Source organism: Streptococcus pasteurianus (genome assembly GCF_004843545.1).
Lineage (GTDB): Bacteria > Bacillota > Bacilli > Lactobacillales > Streptococcaceae > Streptococcus > Streptococcus pasteurianus.
On record NZ_CP039457.1, the window covers coordinates 1,406,181 to 1,425,300 of the forward strand.

Annotated in this window: 19 protein-coding genes and 1 pseudogene; 3 read left to right on the forward strand and 17 right to left on the reverse strand. The window is 39.1% G+C overall.

Annotated elements, in window-relative coordinates:
* The first annotated feature begins 1 nt into the window (after position 1).
* Positions 2–790 carry a lipid II isoglutaminyl synthase subunit GatD gene (gene gatD / locus E8M05_RS07340; protein WP_003065575.1) on the forward strand — a complete coding sequence of 263 codons (789 nt, stop codon included), beginning with the start codon at positions 2–4 and terminating at the stop codon, positions 788–790.
* A gap of 53 nt (positions 791–843) precedes the next feature.
* Here gatD and E8M05_RS07345 read toward each other — a convergent pair.
* Both E8M05_RS07345 and eno read right to left on the reverse strand, forming a co-directional pair.
* A protein-coding gene (locus E8M05_RS07345; RefSeq protein WP_111718201.1) for an IS3 family transposase occupies positions 844–2,192 on the reverse strand; the annotation gives its coding sequence in 2 pieces (ribosomal slippage) (positions 844–1,751 and positions 1,751–2,192; 1,350 coding nt in all).
* A gap of 266 nt (positions 2,193–2,458) precedes the next feature.
* On the reverse strand, positions 2,459–3,757 hold the full coding sequence (gene eno / locus E8M05_RS07350) for a surface-displayed alpha-enolase (protein ID WP_136596456.1): 1,299 nt from the start codon (positions 3,755–3,757) through the stop codon (positions 2,459–2,461).
* A gap of 209 nt (positions 3,758–3,966) precedes the next feature.
* On the opposite strand from eno, the gene E8M05_RS07355 reads away from it, so the two are divergent.
* Entirely contained in the window at positions 3,967–4,416 is a 450-nt protein-coding gene (locus E8M05_RS07355; RefSeq protein WP_003065583.1) for a YueI family protein, read from the forward strand.
* Here E8M05_RS07355 and E8M05_RS07360 read toward each other — a convergent pair.
* Positions 4,413–5,528 (reverse strand): glycerate kinase, encoded by a 1,116-nt coding sequence (locus E8M05_RS07360; protein WP_003065586.1) that lies wholly within the window; start codon positions 5,526–5,528, stop codon positions 4,413–4,415. The two genes, E8M05_RS07355 and E8M05_RS07360, sit on opposite strands and share 4 nt — an antisense overlap.
* 73 nt (positions 5,529–5,601) lie before the next feature.
* On the opposite strand from E8M05_RS07360, the gene E8M05_RS07365 reads away from it, so the two are divergent.
* On the forward strand, positions 5,602–6,096 hold the full coding sequence (locus tag E8M05_RS07365) for an NUDIX hydrolase (protein WP_003065590.1): 495 nt from the start codon (positions 5,602–5,604) through the stop codon (positions 6,094–6,096).
* A gap of 47 nt (positions 6,097–6,143) precedes the next feature.
* On the opposite strand, the pseudogene E8M05_RS07370 reads toward E8M05_RS07365, so the two are convergent.
* The 14 genes and pseudogenes from E8M05_RS07370 to E8M05_RS07430 all read right to left on the reverse strand — a co-directional run.
* Positions 6,144–9,359: pseudogene (locus tag E8M05_RS07370) on the reverse strand (pullulanase); the annotation flags it as partial.
* A gap of 21 nt (positions 9,360–9,380) precedes the next feature.
* The gene (locus tag E8M05_RS11730) at positions 9,381–9,509 is read right to left on the reverse strand and encodes a hypothetical protein (protein WP_003065597.1); all 129 of its coding nucleotides are present in this window, start codon (positions 9,507–9,509) and stop codon (positions 9,381–9,383) included.
* Between the two features lie 304 nt (positions 9,510–9,813).
* Complete coding sequence (gene hisE, locus E8M05_RS07375; protein WP_041972819.1) at positions 9,814–10,128, reverse strand: phosphoribosyl-ATP diphosphatase; 315 nt, start codon at positions 10,126–10,128, stop codon at positions 9,814–9,816.
* A 19-nt stretch (positions 10,129–10,147) separates the two neighbouring features.
* Entirely contained in the window at positions 10,148–10,468 is a 321-nt protein-coding gene (hisI, locus tag E8M05_RS07380) for a phosphoribosyl-AMP cyclohydrolase (protein ID WP_041972851.1), read from the reverse strand.
* A 2-nt stretch (positions 10,469–10,470) separates the two neighbouring features.
* The gene (gene hisF / locus E8M05_RS07385; RefSeq protein WP_003065606.1) at positions 10,471–11,229 is read right to left on the reverse strand and encodes an imidazole glycerol phosphate synthase subunit HisF; all 759 of its coding nucleotides are present in this window, start codon (positions 11,227–11,229) and stop codon (positions 10,471–10,473) included.
* Between the two features lie 3 nt (positions 11,230–11,232).
* The gene (gene hisA, locus E8M05_RS07390) at positions 11,233–11,952 is read right to left on the reverse strand and encodes a 1-(5-phosphoribosyl)-5-[(5-phosphoribosylamino)methylideneamino]imidazole-4-carboxamide isomerase (protein WP_003065609.1); all 720 of its coding nucleotides are present in this window, start codon (positions 11,950–11,952) and stop codon (positions 11,233–11,235) included.
* A 51-nt stretch (positions 11,953–12,003) separates the two neighbouring features.
* On the reverse strand, positions 12,004–12,612 hold the full coding sequence (gene hisH, locus E8M05_RS07395) for an imidazole glycerol phosphate synthase subunit HisH (protein ID WP_003065613.1): 609 nt from the start codon (positions 12,610–12,612) through the stop codon (positions 12,004–12,006).
* A gap of 70 nt (positions 12,613–12,682) precedes the next feature.
* Positions 12,683–13,267 carry an imidazoleglycerol-phosphate dehydratase HisB gene (hisB, locus tag E8M05_RS07400; RefSeq protein ID WP_041972821.1) on the reverse strand — a complete coding sequence of 195 codons (585 nt, stop codon included), beginning with the start codon at positions 13,265–13,267 and terminating at the stop codon, positions 12,683–12,685.
* A 34-nt stretch (positions 13,268–13,301) separates the two neighbouring features.
* On the reverse strand, positions 13,302–13,946 hold the full coding sequence (gene serB, locus E8M05_RS07405; protein WP_003065617.1) for a phosphoserine phosphatase SerB: 645 nt from the start codon (positions 13,944–13,946) through the stop codon (positions 13,302–13,304).
* Positions 13,939–15,216, reverse strand: a complete 1,278-nt coding sequence (gene hisD / locus E8M05_RS07410) for a histidinol dehydrogenase (RefSeq protein ID WP_003065619.1) — start codon at positions 15,214–15,216, stop codon at positions 13,939–13,941. The genes serB and hisD overlap by 8 nt, the downstream gene beginning before the upstream one ends.
* Positions 15,213–15,860, reverse strand: a complete 648-nt coding sequence (hisG, locus tag E8M05_RS07415) for an ATP phosphoribosyltransferase (protein WP_003065624.1) — start codon at positions 15,858–15,860, stop codon at positions 15,213–15,215. Before hisG ends, hisD begins: the two co-directional genes overlap by 4 nt.
* Positions 15,860–16,828: an ATP phosphoribosyltransferase regulatory subunit gene (locus tag E8M05_RS07420; protein WP_041972824.1), complete on the reverse strand. Its 969-nt coding sequence runs from the start codon at positions 16,826–16,828 to the stop codon at positions 15,860–15,862. Before E8M05_RS07420 ends, hisG begins: the two co-directional genes overlap by 1 nt.
* Positions 16,829–16,854: 26 nt before the next feature.
* Positions 16,855–17,913: a histidinol-phosphate transaminase gene (gene hisC / locus E8M05_RS07425; protein WP_003065629.1), complete on the reverse strand. Its 1,059-nt coding sequence runs from the start codon at positions 17,911–17,913 to the stop codon at positions 16,855–16,857.
* A gap of 492 nt (positions 17,914–18,405) precedes the next feature.
* On the reverse strand, positions 18,406–19,002 hold the full coding sequence (locus tag E8M05_RS07430; RefSeq protein WP_260844500.1) for a 5'-methylthioadenosine/S-adenosylhomocysteine nucleosidase: 597 nt from the start codon (positions 19,000–19,002) through the stop codon (positions 18,406–18,408).
* Positions 19,003–19,120: the final 118 nt, after the last annotated feature.

The following is a 19,120-nucleotide window of genomic DNA, read 5'->3' on the forward strand; positions in this document are numbered from 1 at the left end:
AATGACTTACACTTCGCTACAATCTCCTAACACAAAAGATTACAACTATGAGTTAAACGTTGCCCACCTTTACGGCAATCTGATGAATACCTACGGTGACAATGGTAATATCCTCATGATGAAATATGTCGGTGAAAAGCTTGGAGCTAAAATGACCTTTGACATTGTTTCATTAGGAGATACCTTTGATGCTGACTACTACGATATGGTTTTCTTTGGTGGTGGTCAAGACTATGAACAAACTATTGTCGCCAAAGACCTTCCACGTAAGAAAGAAGCCATTGCTGATTTCATCAACAAAGACAAAGTCATTCTAGCTATCTGTGGTGGTTTCCAACTCCTTGGTCAATACTATGTTCAAGCCAATGGTGAAAAAATCAATGGTATTGGTGTTATGGGACATTACACCCTCAACCAAGAAAATAATCGTTTCATCGGAGATATAAAAATCCATAACGATGAATTTAACGAAACTTACTATGGTTTTGAAAATCACCAAGGTCGAACATTCTTGTCTGATGACGAAAAACCACTTGGTATCTGCGTTTACGGAAATGGTAACAACAAAGAGGACGGCACTGAAGGTGTTCATTATAAAAATGTCTATGGCAGCTACTTCCACGGACCTATCCTCTCACGTAATGCCAACCTTGCTTACCGCCTAGTGACAACAGCTCTAAAAAATAAATACGGTTCTAGTATTACACTACCAAGTTACGATGACATTCTTTCAAAAGAAGTCACCGAAGAGTATGCCGATACTAAAAGTAAAGCTGAATTTGAAAAATAACCTTAAAAGGATTGCAGTTTATTGAAGTGACCCCCAAATGTTAGACTAAATATTTAAGTTAAGGATTGAGTTCTGTATTGCACAGGACTTAGTCCTTTTAATGTAAGTTTGATTCGTTTAGTGTTGTAGTAGTTGATATATTCTGAAATAGCTGTTTTCAATGTTTCGAGGGAAGTAAATTCCTTCTCAAACCCATAAAACATTTCTGTCTTCAATGTTCCAAAGAAAGATTCCATCATGCCGTTGTCTAAGCTATTTCCTTTACGCGACATGGACGGTCTCATTCCATGCTCCTCAAGAAAATGATGGTAGTAAGTGTGTTGATATTGCCATCCTTGGTCACTATGTAAAATAGTGCCCTGATAAGTTTGTTCAGGAAAAGCCTCGGAAAGCATCGTTTTAAGTTGTTGTAAGTTTGGCGAGGTAGATAAATTATATGCAATAATCTCACTGTTAAAGCCATCAAGAACTGGTGATAGATACAATTTTTGATTACTAGCAGGGATTGAAAACTCTGTTACATCGGTATAACACTTCTTAAGTGGTTGGGCAGCTTTAAATTGACGCTTAATGAGATTATCAGCTTTCTTGCCCACCTCACCTTTATAAGAGTTATAGCGACGTTTCGCACGGATTCTAGCTTTCAAACCAAGTTCTGTCATCAGACGTTGAACTTTCTTATGGTTAACTTTATAGCCTCGATTTTTAAGTTCGAGGTGAATTCTACGGTAACCATATCTCCCTTTGTTCTCAGAATAAATATCTTGAATAGCTTCTTTTAATTCTTTGTTTTTATCTACCTGGGTTAGACGTTTAACCTGATAATAGTAGGTTGATCGAGACAGCTTCAAAATATTAAGTAGGATTCTTAAATCAAATACATTGATTAGTCCTTGAATGATTTCTGTTGCTCTTTGAGCCTTGCTTCGTCCCTCAATCGGAGTTCTCTCAACTTTTTTAGTACGGCATTCTCCGCTCTAAGGTACTCATTTTCATATTGAAGACGCTCTAATTCAGTCATTTCTTCAAGTTTTTTCTTTGGTTTGCGTCCCATCTTTACAGGTCTCCCTCTTGATTTCTCAAGAATAGTATACCCGTTTTTCTTGTATTGCGCTATCCAATTAGGAAGCATTCCCTTATTTGGTAATCCATAATCTAGAGAAACCTCTAGCTGAGACCTACCTTTCATCAGAACTTCGTTTATGATTTCCTGCTTTAGTTCAGGAGAATAATACCTATTTTTCCTTTTACAAACACTTTCCAATCCGTGTATATCAATGAGGCGGACCATGTATTGAAGGTTATACTTACTAATATTAAATGTTTGACTGATTTTAGGCCATGTCCAACCAGATTGTCGTAAGCGATAGATTTCAATTTTATCTTCATAACTTAATTTCATAGAAAAACACCCCAAAAGTTAGATTTGTTGTCTAACTTTTGGGGTGCAGGTCAATCGCAGTCCTTTTTCTTTGTAGCCAAGCTTCCTAATTACCATAACAAAGTCACTTTAATCAAAAATTAAGCACTTTAAAATAGAGATTATTAAGCATTTCTAGCCATATTAAAAATTAGCACAAGACTTAACTGCCCCTTTTTTGCCCCTTAAACACAAAAAAAGAGCCTATTTGAAATAGATAGGCTCTCAAAACGTTGATATATCAACGATTATTTTTTCAAGTTGTAGAATGATTTCAATCCACGGTATTCAGCTACTTCACCAAGTTGGTCTTCGATACGAAGCAATTGGTTGTATTTAGCGATACGGTCAGTACGTGAAAGTGAACCAGTTTTAATTTGACCAGCGTTAGTTGCAACTGCGATGTCAGCGATTGTTGAATCTTCAGTTTCACCTGAACGGTGTGATACAACGGCAGTGTAACCAGCTTCTTTAGCCATTTCGATAGCTTCGAATGTTTCAGTCAAAGTACCGATTTGGTTAACTTTGATAAGGATTGAGTTAGCAGCTTCTTCTTTGATACCACGTTCAAGGTATGAAGTGTTAGTTACGAAGAAGTCATCACCGACCAATTGAACACGTTTACCAAGACGTTTAGTAAGTTCTTTCCATCCGTCCCAGTCGTTTTCGTCCATTGCATCTTCGATTGTGATGATTGGGTATTTGTTAACCAATTCTTCAATGTAATCGATTTGTTCTGAAGCAGTACGTTTAGCTGCGCCTTCACCTTCGAATTTAGTGTAGTCATAGATTCCGTTATCGTAGAATTCTGATGAAGCACAGTCAAATCCAAGGAATACATCTTCACCTGGTTTGTAACCAGCAGTTTCGATAGCTTTGATGATTGTTTCTACGGCATCTTCAGTTCCGTCAAATTTAGGAGCAAATCCACCTTCGTCACCAACAGCTGTTTCAAGACCACGTTCTTTAAGGATTTTCTTAAGAGTGTGGAAGATTTCAGCACCCCAACGAAGAGCTTCTTTGAATGTAGGTGCACCAGCAGGTAAGATCATGAATTCTTGGAAAGCGATTGGAGCGTCTGAGTGAGAACCACCATTGATGATGTTCATCATTGGAGTTGGAAGAACTTTAGTGTTGAAACCACCAAGGTAGTTGTAAAGTGGAACTTCAAGGTAGTCTGCTGCTGCACGAGCTACGGCAATAGAAACACCAAGGATAGCATTTGCACCGAGTTTACCTTTGTTTGGAGTACCATCAAGAGCGATCATTACACGGTCAATAGCTTGTTGGTCACGAACATCGAAACCGATGATTGCTTCAGCGATGATGTTGTTAACGTTGTCAACAGCTTTTTGAGTACCAAGACCGTTGTAACGAGATTTGTCTCCGTCACGAAGTTCAACTGCTTCGTGTTCACCAGTAGAAGCTCCAGAAGGAACCATACCACGTCCGAATGCACCTGATTCAGTGTAAACTTCTACTTCAAGTGTTGGGTTACCGCGTGAGTCAAGGACTTCGCGAGCGTAAACATCAGTAATAATTGACATTATGTTACTCTCCTTATGAGTTTTTAATATTTTTACACTAAAATAATACCATAATATCGCCACTTAGGCAAATAAAAACGAGAAATTTTGAAAAACCAATTTAACTTTCATGCCTTTTTTCAAAATACTTTATGCGCTTACGGCTGAGAAATGACAGTTTAGTAAATTTAACTTATAATGAAGTTAAGAAATAATCGAGGTTAAATAGTATGAGTGATTTAGAAAGTAAAGTTTTACATGCTGCTGCAGGGGAGAATCGACTTAATCCTGATGAACAACGACGCTATTTTGGAACATTTGCTGAACGCGTGGTCTTGTCAATACTGCTTGATGACAGTCGTTTGGAAGATACTAAAGCACGTTTCGAGGACATTTTAAAACATTTAGCGAGTGATTATGACATGTTATTTGTCAAAATTTCACCAAAATTGGCGGTCGCCGACCAATGTTACTATATGAAAATAGCGCAAAATCTTGAAATTCAAGCAACAATCGTTGATGAAAAAAATGCGCATTCACCTTATGGGATTATCGTTCATTCGAATCAAGCTGAAAATGTTGACAATCCACTGTTAGCAGTGCGTTTTCCACAAACACATGACAAACCAAAAGAAGTCCCTAAAAAGGGCTTCTGGTCAAAATTATTCAATAAAGATTAACGTTTGGTAAAGGCTAGTAGATTGCCAATATTTTGGGCGGTGCGTTCTAGATTTTGAGGAGCCTGCGCTAGCGTATTTTCCAAAGAATCGACGTCTGATATAATCGGAAAAGCTGCTTGAATATTAGCAACTGGAAAGTCTGGCAAATCATCTTTTAAGCTACCGCAAATGGCAATGACTAATTTGCCTCTTGGCGTACGACTAGCAACGCCAACAGGGGCTTTCCCAGACAAACTTTGTTTATCCATGCGTCCCTCACCAACAATGACGACATCCGCAACTTGGACTCGACGGTCAAAGTTGAGCATATCAAGAACTGCGTCGATACCAGAGATAATTCGTCCACCGGTAAATGCAGCTAGCCCTGCTGCCATTCCGCCGCCTGCTCCTGCTCCCGCTAAATCGAGGATTACTGGGAAGAAGCTTTGGTAAAATTGCTCCATATCCTTATCAACACTTGCGAATTTTTCGTTCGCAAGTCCTTTTTGACCACCAAAAACATAGGTTGCGCCATTAGGACCGCATAGTGGATTGGTAACGTCAGTAATAATTGTTAGCTCAACTTGTGATAAATCCCAATGGTAATCTTCATAGGAAATCGTTGTGATGTTTCCAAGATTATCACCAACTGCAGCAACTTCTTGACCAGACTCGTCAAAGAAACGATAGCCTAATCCTGCTGCCATTCCAATACCACCATCATTAGTGGAACTGCCGCCAACACCAATCATGATTTCTTTGGTACCAAGGTCAACAAGATGTCCAATCATTTCACCGACACCTTTTGTCGTTAATGTTAGCGGATTGCGCTTATCAAGTGGAACTTTTTCCAAGCCACATATGTCAGCCATTTCAAAAACAGCTAATTGACCATTGGTCGCATAGTGAGCTTCCACAGGCTGACCTAATGCTCCCGTAACAATATGGCTATCACGCCTTAGGTGCAAGCCATCAGTTAAGGTCTCCAAGGTTCCTTCGCCACCATCGCCAATCGGCATTAAGTCAAAAGTCGCATTTGGCAGTGCTTTTTTTAATCCCCTTTGAATGGCTTTTGCCGCATCGAGGGCAGATAAACTTTCCTTAAATGAATCGGGTGCTATCAATATGTGCATGGTACCAACTCCCCTTCATATGTTACTATATATACTATTATATAATTTTTTGAACGAAAGAGGTTAGAAAAACATGGAAAAATGGGATGCTTATTTAGCAAATGGGCAAAAAACAGGTCGTATCTTAACGCGTGGTCAGTCAATTCCTGATGATTTGTACCACTTGGCAGTAGATTGTTTGGTGCAACATGTTGACAATGATATTTTGTTTGTGCAAAGACATTTAGAAAAAGAGGCTTTTCCAGGATTTTTTGAAGCTAGTGCAGGTGGCTCTGCTCTTTATGGTGAGGATTCTAAACAAGCTGTTCGACGTGAGTTGCTGGAAGAAACTGGGCTTCTACCAGTTGAATTAACATTTTCAAAAAGGACTGTTTACAAAGATGACAATTGTATCATGGATAGCTACCTTGCTCTGGTAAATTCTCCCAAAGATACCATAACTCTCCAAAATAGCGAAACCATTTCGTACCAATGGGTGGCAAAAGAAAAGTTAAAAGCATTTTTAGAAACACACCCAGTCGTTCCACTACACCGCTTACTGATAGAAACATTATTTTTAGATGATTAAGAGGCTAGGATTTTATCCCTAACCTCTCTTTTTGTGCCTACTGTAAGTTATTCTGATTTTTTGTGGCGTTTGAGTTCGAGCAAAGCTATGCTTGCTAGGCTTAAAACGCCTGCAAAGGTAAGAAGTGTGCCATCTTTTTCACCTGTCGCTGGTAAAGTTTCAGCAGTATCAGTAGTTGATAGTGTTTCAAGATTGGCATCTACTGTGATAGGTGTAGTTGTCGTTTCCACGACAGAAGCTTTTGCTTGATCATCAGATGTCACGCCAGTTTCAGCTGAGGTTTGTGTTACCATATCTGATGATTGAGCAGCTTCTTTAGCATAAATAATGCCGTATTGACTAAAATGTTCCGTATCAAAGATGACAAATTTCAATGTTTGCCCTGCCACAGTACGGCTGATTTCTTCAAATACTAGTGACTGTGGTTGTCCATTTTCTGGGAGATAAAAGACTTGAGCAACAGTCTTGCCAGCATCAATTGGTAAAATAACTCGCACTGTTTTTGTAATGGCTAAGACATTTCCAAAATCGTCAGTTGGCTGAATATCAAACAAATCGTAATCTGTTCCTTTTAGAACTTCTGGTGTTTTGACATCATTTGTTTCTTGGTGACTTACCTTGATTTTCTTGATGTCATCACGTTCACCTGCTCCTAAAATAACGCTAACACCACTTGCTTCATCATAAAGCGTGCGTTCCGTTTCAGCGCCAGCTTTTTTCAAACGTAAAATGGTAGCTGTTAGTGGCTCGAGGGTTAATCCTGTTTCAGTCATTGTGACACCGCTTGGATTTTCTATCGCTTCTACTCCTGCTTGCTTACCATCTGCAATGATTTCAGCTGATAGGAGATTTCGGTAATCATCTGTCAATACAAAATCACGCGCCACGGTATCTGCATTGATAAAAACAGCGTAAATATCGCCATTGCTAGCAATTGTTTGATAAGCAATAATCAAATCTTCTTGCCCAACACCATTTTCATTTGGAATGGTTATCAAGCTCACATTGCGGTCAACTTCTTCTTTGGTTTTAAGCGTAAAAGCATCTGTTGAGCGGCGAATGGCAATCAAACCTTTTGTATAAGTCTGGCTTTGCGTATTTTCTGGGTAAGCTTCGCTATCTGTGGCTTTAGCCCAATCAAAATGATTAATCGCATCTGTCGAATCATAAGAATCACTGATGAAATATGGGTATTCAAACGGTGTGCCGTCAGCATTAGTCAACAAATCAGATTTTGCTGGCACTTTATCTGCTGAAACTGGTGTCTTGTAATCCTCGTCAAGGAATTGTTTCGTACGACCGTACTCTTGCCCAGAATGAATAAAGGCAGTTCCTTGTGATGTTAAGACAATAAGGTTTCCTAAACGCAAACGACGTTGGATTTCTGCTTCATTTTCAGCAACAGTTGGGTCTTTTTGAATGGATTTTGCAATCACATCATGAAGCGTTAAATTGTCATGAGCAGCAATGTATTGAATCACATCACCTGGGTCATCTGCGGTGAAATTACTTGGCTGAGCTTTAATATTATTAAAGAGTGTTTGCAAATCTTTTGCGCCACCTGTAATAAATGCTGCCGCTCCTTCACTTGGATAACCTGATTTGAGGAGGTTACGAATGTCATCAGAGAAAGAAGCGACGCTATCAGTTTGTGACATCCAAGTCTGGTCTGCTGGTTGTCGGCTATCATTAGCATCTCCAGCATAAGAAATCCATCCCTCGCCAAGCATGATAATATTCGGATTCAGTGCTTTAGCCGTATCATATGCCATGTGCACCGTTTCGGCATCCAAATCTCCCATCATATCAAAACGGAAACCGTCAACTTTGAACTCATCAACCCAATAAGCAATTGAATCAAGCACCAAACGTCTTGTCATATAATGCGTTGTTCCTGGGCGACCGCCACCAAAGCTTGTTTTAACTGTTCCATCAGCTTCCATAAAATGATAATAATTTGGCTCCAAAGCTTCAAGAATAGCAAGGTCAGCTGTGTGATTGTAAACCACATCAAGAATAACACCCATCCCACGTTTATGGATTTCAGCAATCAAATTCTTGAATTCCTCAATGCGTTTTGCTGGGTTAGTTGGGTCTTCTGAATACATTCCTGTCAAAGCAAAGTAGCTCTGTGGGTCATATCCCCAGTTATAATTCGTATTGCTAGAAGCATAGTCCGTCAAACGCTCAGCATTCGCCAATTCATTGACATAATAATAGCTCATCACTGGCAAAAGTTGAATATGCGTCACGTCAAGCTCTTGAAGGTAATCTATTTTTTCAACAAAGGCTGCAAAAGTCCCAAATTGATGTTGAAGTTCATCTGAAATAGCGATATCTGATGTGAAATCACGAACGTGTGCTTCGTAAATAATAGCATCTTCACGATCCGTGTATCCGCTAATATCAGCGTAGGTCAATTCTTGATTGCCAATTGTACTAGTATCCACAATCGCAGCTTTTGCTACCTTGTATGACGGGTCAGTTCCAATCAAATCACTATTCCATTCCGCTAATGATTTGGCATAAGGGTCAAGTGCGAGAACCGTTTCATCTCCACGTGTGATTTCATAATGATAATAATAACCACGATAATCAGAAACACCAAGACCCGATTCTTGCGTCAAAGCTGCTGACCATTGGCCCTTATCACCTTTAACCATAGCAATCTTTCCAACAACCTTAGTTTGGTCATCTTTATCATAAAGAACCACCGAAACACTATCTGCACTTGGTGACCAAACAGTCAAATCAACACGCACTCCTTCTTCTGACACACGCGCGCCTAACTCACCATCATAGGCATAAAGAGAATCTGTATATTGCCAATTGGTCTTAGCTTGATAGTCATCACCAGCATAACTAACCGTGTATGGTGCTAAAAGTTGTGAAAAATCACCAATAATCGTTGACTGATTAGTTTCAGGATTCAATACAAGGTCAGAAATAGTCATCAGATTACCATCTTTATCAGTTACCTTAACATTTTCAAATAACTCATCCTTATCAGCGTCAGCTAAATTGCTAACGATAGCAACAATCTCTGTCGGACTTGTTTGCTGAACTGATATCAAACGAATAGTGCTTACAAAATATGGATTCGTGTAAATTGTCTTATCCTCGTCTTTCAAAAAAATTTGTGTGTGATTAGCTAAATCTTTAAAGCTATAATTGTCTGGCTGAATTTTGGCATCATCGCCCTCCTTAGACTCATCTAGTAAGAGAAATCCAAGTTCATTGAAATCTGATAGAGTAATATCCATATCAGTTTCAGTCACAACAGTTTAGGTATCATCTTCACTAATGGTTAATTCAGTATTTTCAACCTCAGCTTGCATGTCAGCTAAGGTATCAGTCTTACTTTGTGCAACTTCATTGGCTTGCTCTGCTATTTCCCATTGATTTGTTACCAATTCTGTTGCCGTTTCAGTGGAGACATATTTGCTAAACTAGCACTCCAAAAAAGAGCCGACTTCCCCTTTCCATACAGAACCTCCGTATCTTTCAACATAATGATTTTTTACGATTTCAGTATACAAAATATTTTTAATTTGCGCAATCGTTTTCGTAAATATTTTTTAGCATTATTCATGACTTCAAAATAAACATTATATAAGTTGTTTTAATTTAAATGCAATCGATTGCTTCGAAAAATACAAAAAAACCGAGCATGGCTCAGCTTCTTTGGTTGTATCGTTAAACATGCAAATGCAGTGCTTAATAATTAGTAATTTCTGGTCGGTCGTGGACATTACTTTTCTTACCTTGGCGTGCTTTTAAAACAGCATCAACATCTTCAACACTAACGCCAGTTTCGACCAACATTACTGCCAAATGGTACAGAACATCTGCTGTTTCATTGGCGATTTCATCTTTGTCTGCATTTTTGGCTGCAATAACAACTTCTGTCGCTTCTTCCCCAACCTTTTTAAGAATTTTATCCAATCCTTTATCAAAAAGGTAATTGGTATAAGAGCCTTCCTTTGGATTTTCTTTACGGTCTATTGCTTCTTTATATAATGTTTCTAGCATGTCTTTATCCTTTCTATCATCACAAAATGTCATTGAAAAAACAGCTGTAAGCGCCCGTATGACAAGCAGCGCCCTCTTGCTTAACAGCGACCAATAAGGTATCACAGTCGCAATCCGTTTTGATTGATTTGACGTATTGATAATGACCGCTAGTTGCCCCTTTATGCCAGATCTCTTGACGTGAGCGGCTCCAGTAGTGCATTTGCTTGGTTTCCAATGTTAAGTGATACGCTTCTTCGTTCATGTAGGCTAACATCAGTACTTGTCCTGTTTGGTAATCCGTCACAATCACAGGAACAAGACTATCTTGTTTCGCAAAATCAAGTTTTATTTCACTCATACTCATTGTCTCACCTCAATTCCTGCAGTAGCCATGGCAGCTTTGGTATCAGCAATTGAAACTTCGCCAAAGTGGAAAATGGAAGCGGCAAGCACACCTGTTGCAGTTGTTTTTTCAAAAACGTCAACCATATGGTCAATATTTCCTGCACCACCAGACGCAATGATTGGGACATTAACCACATCAGCGACAGCATTTAGCATATCCAAATCAAATCCTGACTTCGTGCCGTCTTTATCCATGCTAGTTAGTAAAATCTCACCTGCACCAAGGCTGACAACAGCCTTTGCCCATTCAATCAAATCAATGCCAGTATCCTTGCGCCCACCTGCCACATAAACATGCCAAGTGCCGTCAGCTTCTTTACGAGCATCAATAGCCGATACCACACATTGATTGCCAAATTTTTCAGCACAATCTTTGATGAGTTGAGGATTGGCTACCGCAGAAGAATTAACCGCGACCTTGTCCGCACCAGCTTTAAGCATTTTATTCATGTCCTCAACCGAGCGAATGCCACCGCCAACTGTAAAAGGAATGAATACTTGGTCAGCCACACGCTTCACCATTTCCACAGTTGTATCACGTTTTTCATGTGTTGCGGTAATGTCCAAGAACACCAATTCATCACACCCAGCTTCATAATAAGCACGCGCCGCATCAACAGGATCACCAACATCTGTTAAATTAACAAAATTAACCCCCTTAACCACGCGCCCATCTTTAACATCAAGACAAGGAATAATGCGTTTTTTCAGCATAAGCTATCCTCCAAAAGCTTTCAATTCGTCAAGGCTAATATTGCCGTTATAATAAGCTTTACCAACGATTGTCCCAGCAACACCAATTTCTTGCAATTTCACCAAATCATTCTTCTCAGCAATGCCGCCAGAAGCAATAACTTTAGCCGTCGTTAACTCAGCCACTAAACGTTCATAATGTTCAAAATTTGGTCCTGTTAGCGTACCATCACGGTCAACATCTGTATAGACAAATAGGGTCACCCCCATTTTCTCCATGGCTTTAGCTAAGCTGATGTAGTCAACATTACTCGTTTCTAGCCAACCTTCAGTTGCCACAAAACCATTTTTAGCATCAATACCAACCACAATTTTATCACTGCCAAATTTATCTAAAGCTGCCTTGACAAAATCTGGATTTTTCACCGCCATAGACCCGATAATCACACGGTCAATGCCAACCGCTAGGTAATCTTCAATTTGCTCAAGGGTACGAATACCACCACCAACTTCGACACCAAGCCCTGATTCTTGCTTCAACTTGGCAATTAAATCGCGATTCGTTGCTCGCCCATCAAGCGCTCCGTCCAAATCAACAACATGAATAAATTCAATACCAGCTTGCGCAAAGATTTTTGCTTGTCCAAGCACATCTGGATTAACAACCGTTTTTTGGTTGAAATCACCTTTAAAAAGACGAACTGCCTGTTCTTCTTTAATATCAATCGCTGGAAGAATCTGCATATAAACTCCTTTTCTTTATAAAACGCTACTCTAAGCAACTTAAAATCATTCTTAGTCACCACAAAGGGCAATAAATTTTTCAAGAATTCCTAAACCGACGTCACCTGATTTTTCAGGGTGGAATTGCGCTCCGTAAACATTATCCTTGTGAATCATGGCTGGTACTTCAATACCATAATCAGCAGTCACATCAATGTATTCTTTCGGAACATCTGTAAAATAGCTATGCACAAAATAAACGGATTTGCCAGCAAGCCCTGCTGTTAACGGACTATCTTGTTTCACTGTCAAATCATTCCATCCCATATGCGGAACAGGCATAGTCTTAGTTGCTTGAATTTCACGACAAACACCTGGGATAAAGCCAAGTCCTTGTGTTTCTTGGTGTTCCAAGCCAATCTCTGTCAAGACCTGCATTCCTAAACAAATGCCCAGTAACGGCGTTCCCTTAGCTACTGCTTCCTTGATAGCAGAAACCAGGCCACGCTGTTGTAACTCAGCCATGGCAGCAGGATAAGCACCAACCCCTGGCAAAATCAGACCGTCCGCAGCTAAAATCTTGTCTCGATTACTAGACAATTCAGCCTGAACACCGATTTTCTGTAAAGCTCTTAACACATTAGCAGTATTACCTGCATCATAATCAATCACAATTATCATATCTCAGCTCTCAAGCCTTCCACACACTACTAAATGAGACGTGTCATGGCTGATTTCCTTTCTCTGTATTTTAAAGCAATCCTTTTGTTGAATTAACACCATGGATTTCAGGGTTAATGGTAATTGCTTCGCGAAGAGCACGACCAGTTGCCTTAAAAAGACTTTCTGATTTATGGTGATTATTTTTTCCGTGTAAAATCTTCAAATGCAAATTCATCTGAACATTAAATGCCAAGGCTTGAAAAAATTCTTCAACCAATTCTGTATCAAAATTGCCAAGTTTTGGATTATCAAACTCACAATCAAAAACAAGGTAGCTACGCCCTGATAAATCAAGACTTGCCATACCAAGCGTTTCATCCATAGGAACGAAAGCTGTACCATAACGATTGATGCCAGCCTTATCATCAAGGGCTTCTTTCAAAGCTTGTCCTAAAACAATTCCCACATCTTCAACCGTATGGTGACTATCAACATGCAAATCACCATCTGCTTTTACTACAAGGGAAATACGGCTATGTCTTGCAAAAAGGGTCAACATATGGTCAAAAAAACCAACACCAGTATCAATCTCTACTGGTTCTTGAGCATCTAAATTAAGGCTCAACTTAATCTTTGTTTCAAAGGTATTACGTTCAATCTCTGCTTGTCTCATAAAATATCCTTTTCTTTCTGTGCAAGTAACGTCACTAGTTTTTACCATCTAAAATATCAATGACTTTGTACAAATCTGCTTCGTTGATTTGGTAAGGCGCTTCTTTTCGTACAACTGGCTTAGCACAAAAAGCGATACCAATACCAGCTGTTTTAATCATTGGCAAATCATTAGCACCATCTCCCATAGCAATGGTTTGACTTAATTCTAAGCCATTTTCAGCTGCCCACTCAATCAAGCTAGCTTTCTTGACATCTTTAGTGACGACCTCGCCAAGAACCTTGCCTGTCAAAACACCGTCTTTAACTTCTAAGCGGTTAGCCTTGACATAATCAAGTCCGATACGTTTTGCCAACACATCAACCGTTTCATGGAAACCGCCTGACACGACAGCCACTTTATAACCACGACGATGCAATTCTGCCACTAATTTTTCAGCACCATTTGTAAAATGCATGCGCGCAAGCACCTTATCAAAAATGCTTTCTGGCAAGCCCTTCAATAAACCGACACGTTCATCTAACGCTTGTTTAAAATCAAGTTCACCATTCATGGCACGCGCAGTAATGTCAGCAATCTTCTCACCAACACCCGCTTCTTCACCCAATAAATCAATTCCTTCTTCTTGAATGAGGGTAGAGTCAACATCCATTACCAATAATCCATTTACCTTAGTCATGACGCACCTCAATAGCTCTAGCATGAGCTTGTAATCCTTCAGCATAAGCAAGTGTTGTAATATCGTGACTAGCTGCATTCACAGCAATTTTTGAATATTGCATATACTGGATACGTTTGACAAAATCATGCACACCTAGCGCTGATGAGAAACGGCTTGTGCTAGTTGTTGGCAAAATATGATTTGCCCCTGCGTAATAATCACCGATTGGTTCACTCGTGAAATGCCCAAGGAAAACAGAACCCGCATTTTCAATCGCATCAAGATAATCATAAGCATTATCCATAGCAATTTCCAAATGTTCTGGCGCCACTTGGTTCATCAATTCAAACATTGCCTCAACAGAATCTGCAATGATGATACGACCATTATTTTCAACAGAAGCACGTGCAATTTCTTCACGTGGCAAGGTTTTAAGTTGTTCTTCGATTTCCTTTTCAACCGCATCCGCTAACGCTGCTGAATTTGTCACCAAAATCGCACGCGCACGCACATCATGCTCAGCTTGTGAGAGCAAATCTGCTGCAACGTATTTTGGATTGGCTGTGTCATCTGCGATCACACCAATTTCAGACGGACCTGCAATCATGTCAATACCAACAATACCGTAAACGAGTTTTTTAGCTGTCGCAACAAAAATATTTCCTGGTCCAGTAATCTTATCAACACGAGGAATTGTTTCTGTACCATATGCCAAAGCAGCAACACCCTGAGCCCCACCAATTTGATAAATCTTATCAACACCAGCTAACGAAGCAGCCACCAAAATCGCAGGTTCGAAATGCACTTGTGGCGGTGTAATCATGATAATTTCTTTAACACCAGCAATCTTAGCTGGAATGACATTCATCAAAACAGATGACGGATAAGCAGCAGTTCCACCTGGGACATAAACCCCAACACGCTCAATCGGACGAATCAATTGCCCACGAACAACGCCTTCAGTTGGTTGGTCCTCAAATCCTTTTTCCAACTGTTGCTTGTGATAACTTTCAATATTCGCTTTGGCATTTTTGAGAGCTTCCAAAACCTCGGCATCAATTTCCTCAAACGCTTGGTCAACCAACTCCTTACCAACTTCAAAATTATCAAGCGTAATCTTGTCAAATTTTTCGGAATAGGCTTTAAGTGCGTTATCACCATTTTCTTTGACATCTTCTAAAATTTGACGAACCGCATCATCAACATCAAGATTTTCTTTGCTTAATTCTAATTGTTCTTGGTAGAGAATTTTTGAAATTTCTTCTGTCGTTCCTGTTAAACGTTTCATTTAAAAGCTACCTCCTCATTTCCAACGATACTTTCTAATTTTTGGATAAATGGCATGATTTCAGGATTATTTTTCAAAGCCGCTTTGTTCACAATCAATCGTGCTGAAATGCGGCAAATATCTTCATAAACTTTAAGACCGTTAGCAACTAGCGTATTTCCAGTCTCAACAATATCAACAATAGCGTCCGCTAAACCAATAACAGGAGCAATCTCAACACTTCCTTGAATTGAAATGATTTCGACATCTTCTCCTTTTTTATTGAAATAATCGGTCGCAATGGTTGGGTATTTTGTGGCAATTCGTTTTCGTTTATGGTCATGTGGGTCATAAGAATCCGTTGAAGCTACTGAGAATTTACATAAACCAAAATTCAAATCAAGCATTTCAAGATAACCTGTTGGGTGCTCAATCAACAAGTCCTTTCCGACCACACCAAGGTCAGCCACACCATGGCGCACATACGTTGTCACATCAGGTGCCTTGACAAGCAAAAAACGGAATTTTTTATCTGGGCTTTCAAAAATAAGATTACGTCCCTTATTTTCCATAAACGTCATGTCAAAACCCGCTTTTTCCAGAAGTTTTACCGTATCTTTTTCAATACGTCCCTTGGTTAAAGCAATCGTAATTTGATTTTCCATTAGGCACCTCCTTCTAAATTATCATGTACAGCTTGGTAAACGGCATCAATATCTACTGCCCAACCGACCGCAGTCAATTTTTTAGCCCCAAAACGTTCAAAAAGTTTATCGTAACGCCCACCTGAGGCAAAAGCGTCTGGCACCTTATCTCCAAAGACTTTGAACATCACGCCAGTATAATACGGCATTGTCGGAATTTGTGCCAAATCAATGTTGCTCTTTGGTAAAATTTCAGATACTTGATTGAGCAAGTTTTCCAAATCTGTTAAAGCAGCCAAAATCGCTTGATTCTTGACAAGTACACGCGCACTTTCTAAAACTTGATGACTTTCTCCAAAAAGATAAGGCAAATTTTTCAAAAACTCATCAAATTCACTTGGATATTTTTGGGTAAATTCATTTAACTGAGTGATATTTTTATCTTTAATCGCTTGTGCCAAAGTTTCTTCAACTGCTTGTGGCAAAGCCAAAGTTTCAAAAATGGTTTGTAAAATCGCAGCATGTGAAAATTCAAATTGATAAGACGGAATATCCGCTCTATCAAGAGCTTCCTTGGCTGATTGGATTGCCTCAAAAACAGCTTCCTTAGCTGGAAAACCAACAATCTCAACACCAGCTTGCGTGTGCTCATTCATCAAACCACGCATTTCTTCGTTGTATTTGAAAACCTTGCCCGAATAGGAGAATTTAATCGGCGTTTCAACTTGCGTCGAAGCAATGACACGTCCAATCTGACTGGTAATATCAGGACGAAGCGTCAGCAATTCACCACTTTTATCAAAGAAATTGTAATTATTTTTCGTAATCGTATCACTAAAGACTTCAAAATGTTCCAAGGTCGGTGTTTCAATTCGATTGAATCCCTGACTCATCAAGAAATCACTGATATCACGTTCTATTTTGTAGGTAACACGCGCACGTTTAAATAACTTATCATGCATTCCCACAGGTAATGTTGTTTTTTTCATCTTGTCAACTCCTAACATCATTAAAATTAGGCTTTCTGATAGTCTTTAATCGCTTCAATCACTCGTTCCATTTCAGCCTGCGTTCCGATTGAAATTCGCAAATGATTTTTGATACGTTCAACTTTCGGAAAATAACGAACATAGATATTCTTAGCTTGCAAATAATCAAATAAATTCGCTGCATCATTTTGAGGACATTCCGCTAAGACAAAGTTGGTCTTTGATTCTAAAACTGGGAAGTCAAGGTCTCGTAATTCCTTAGTAAACCAATCTCTTGTCGCTATAATTTTTTGACACGTATCTTCGTAATAATCCCATGATTCAACAGCCGCCACAGCTAATTTCTCAGCAATTAAATCAACATTGTAAGGATTGACCGAATTTTTAACGGCATTAATAACCGACATTAATTTTGGACTTCCCATACCATAGCCAACTCGCAAACCAGCAAGCGAAGCATCTTTTGAAAATGTTCGTGTAATAAAGACATTATCATATTTTTTGAGCAATGGCAGAGCTGTTTCACCACCAAAGTTAATATAAGCTTCGTCAATAATAACCACCACATCTTGATTAGTCTTTATAATCGCCTCAATAGCCTCTAAAGATTTGTAAATGCCAGTCGGTGCATTTGGATTCGTCAGAACAACACCACCATTATCAGCAATATAATCATTACCATTAATCTCAAAATCGCTAGTTAACGGCACTTCATGGTAATTAATGCGGTACAAATCAGCCCAAACTTTGTAAAAACCATAAGTCAAATCAGGAAATAGAACAGGCTCATCACTATTAAAAAATGCAAGAAATGCCATAGACAAAACATCATCTGATCCATTACCAACAATGATTTGACTTGGATCAAGACCATGTTGCTTAGCAAGCACAACACGTAGTGATTCTTGATCCAAAGTTGAATATTTCCGCAATTGATGAACGTTAAAATGTGAAAACACTTCTGCTACTTTTGGACTTGGTCCATAAGCATTTTCATTTGTATTCAATTTTATTAAATTTTCACCGCTTGGCTGGCTACCAGCTACATAAGGTTCAATATCTCTCAATCCTTTAATAGTTGTCATAATAACGCCCTTTCTATTTCTGATATTCAAAAAACGCCCTCGCAAAAAAAATGCAAGGACGTTAAAAACGTGGTTCCACCTCTGATTCAACAGCCAGTCGCCTAGACTGTTCTCATGAAGTACATGACTTCTGCTCCGTAACGTGGGACCACCCGTCGTGCACTACTGTCAGCTCTATCAGCTGAGTTCGCACACGCGCTCAAGAATGTGTCGCCCAAGGATTGCACGCCTTTCTCACCACCAAGCACTCTCTGTCTGTTGTCTCAGGCTTTTTCTATCAACACTTTTATATTTAAAAATATTCTACAAGAAAATTCTGAAAATAGCAAGCTTAAAATCAAGATTTTTATATTTATACAAAAAAATCTGCCAACTTTAGCTGGTTTAGTTTGAAAAAGTCTTTTTTGATGCTTCTTTTAAGTTCCTCAATTTGCATTTTTAAGTTCAAACTTGCTTTATGCCGCCGGCTAATTTCAAAGAATCTCTGATTAATTATAGTTCTTTCAGAATATCGTCTAAAATTTCTAGACAAATATCTGCAGCTTTTTCAATAGATGAACGAAATTCTGCCGCACCACCCGTTATACTGTCCGAAACCGTTTTAAGGATAAGATTTAGAATGTTATTCTGGTCACAAATCAAGACAATTGCTGCACTTTCCATATCACAAATATCAGCCTTAAAGTCATGATTTAAGACACGTTTCTTTGTCTCATCAGCAATAAATTTATCACCAGAAGCGCAGATAACTGGACGAATAAAAGGGTAATGATTTTTTACCAACTGCACATACTTCTTCGTTGTTGGCAAATAGATATCTTGATATTCCAAATAACGCCCAACTTCGCAATGGTCAGCGGCTGAGGTATCCATATCATAATGGATCACCTTTTCAACTAAACAAATATTGGTTACCTTTAATTCTTCCGTAAGAGCACCGACCACACCATAATTAACAATTAAATCGACATCAAAAAGGCTAATTAATAATTGCGTACAGGCAGCAGCTCTGATTTCTCCTGCACCTGACTGTGTAATATATAAAATTTTATCATCAAATGTAACCGAATAAACTTTAGCCCCTCTGATATCTTCTCTTTTGAGCTTATCAGCCTATTTTCTCACGACTGACTGTATTTCAACAGCCACCACCATACCAATCTTTTTCATTGTCACGCCTCATTTTAGTTATCAAAAAAGGTTTGGC

What these genes read in the sequence shown, in the direction of transcription:
- E8M05_RS07365 (WP_003065590.1), top strand. Translation starts at nt 5,602, where the DNA reads ATGGAAAAATGGGATGCTTATTTAGCAAATGGGCAAAAAACAGGTCGT.
- eno (WP_136596456.1), bottom strand. Translation starts at nt 3,757, where the DNA reads ATGTCAATTATTACTGATGTTTACGCTCGCGAAGTCCTTGACTCACGC.
- gatD (WP_003065575.1), top strand. Translation starts at nt 2, where the DNA reads ATGACTTACACTTCGCTACAATCTCCTAACACAAAAGATTACAACTAT.
- hisF (WP_003065606.1), bottom strand. Translation starts at nt 11,229, where the DNA reads ATGCTGAAAAAACGCATTATTCCTTGTCTTGATGTTAAAGATGGGCGC.
- hisC (WP_003065629.1), bottom strand. Translation starts at nt 17,913, where the DNA reads ATGACAACTATTAAAGGATTGAGAGATATTGAACCTTATGTAGCTGGT.
- hisA (WP_003065609.1), bottom strand. Translation starts at nt 11,952, where the DNA reads ATGCAGATTCTTCCAGCGATTGATATTAAAGAAGAACAGGCAGTTCGT.
- hisE (WP_041972819.1), bottom strand. Translation starts at nt 10,128, where the DNA reads ATGCTAGAAACATTATATAAAGAAGCAATAGACCGTAAAGAAAATCCA.
- hisD (WP_003065619.1), bottom strand. Translation starts at nt 15,216, where the DNA reads ATGAAACGTTTAACAGGAACGACAGAAGAAATTTCAAAAATTCTCTAC.
- hisH (WP_003065613.1), bottom strand. Translation starts at nt 12,612, where the DNA reads ATGATAATTGTGATTGATTATGATGCAGGTAATACTGCTAATGTGTTA.
- hisI (WP_041972851.1), bottom strand. Translation starts at nt 10,468, where the DNA reads ATGAGTGAAATAAAACTTGATTTTGCGAAACAAGATAGTCTTGTTCCT.
- hisB (WP_041972821.1), bottom strand. Translation starts at nt 13,267, where the DNA reads ATGAGACAAGCAGAGATTGAACGTAATACCTTTGAAACAAAGATTAAG.
- E8M05_RS07355 (WP_003065583.1), top strand. Translation starts at nt 3,967, where the DNA reads ATGAGTGATTTAGAAAGTAAAGTTTTACATGCTGCTGCAGGGGAGAAT.
- hisG (WP_003065624.1), bottom strand. Translation starts at nt 15,860, where the DNA reads ATGGAAAATCAAATTACGATTGCTTTAACCAAGGGACGTATTGAAAAA.
- E8M05_RS07420 (WP_041972824.1), bottom strand. Translation starts at nt 16,828, where the DNA reads ATGAAAAAAACAACATTACCTGTGGGAATGCATGATAAGTTATTTAAA.
- E8M05_RS07360 (WP_003065586.1), bottom strand. Translation starts at nt 5,528, where the DNA reads ATGCACATATTGATAGCACCCGATTCATTTAAGGAAAGTTTATCTGCC.
- serB (WP_003065617.1), bottom strand. Translation starts at nt 13,946, where the DNA reads ATGACTAAGGTAAATGGATTATTGGTAATGGATGTTGACTCTACCCTC.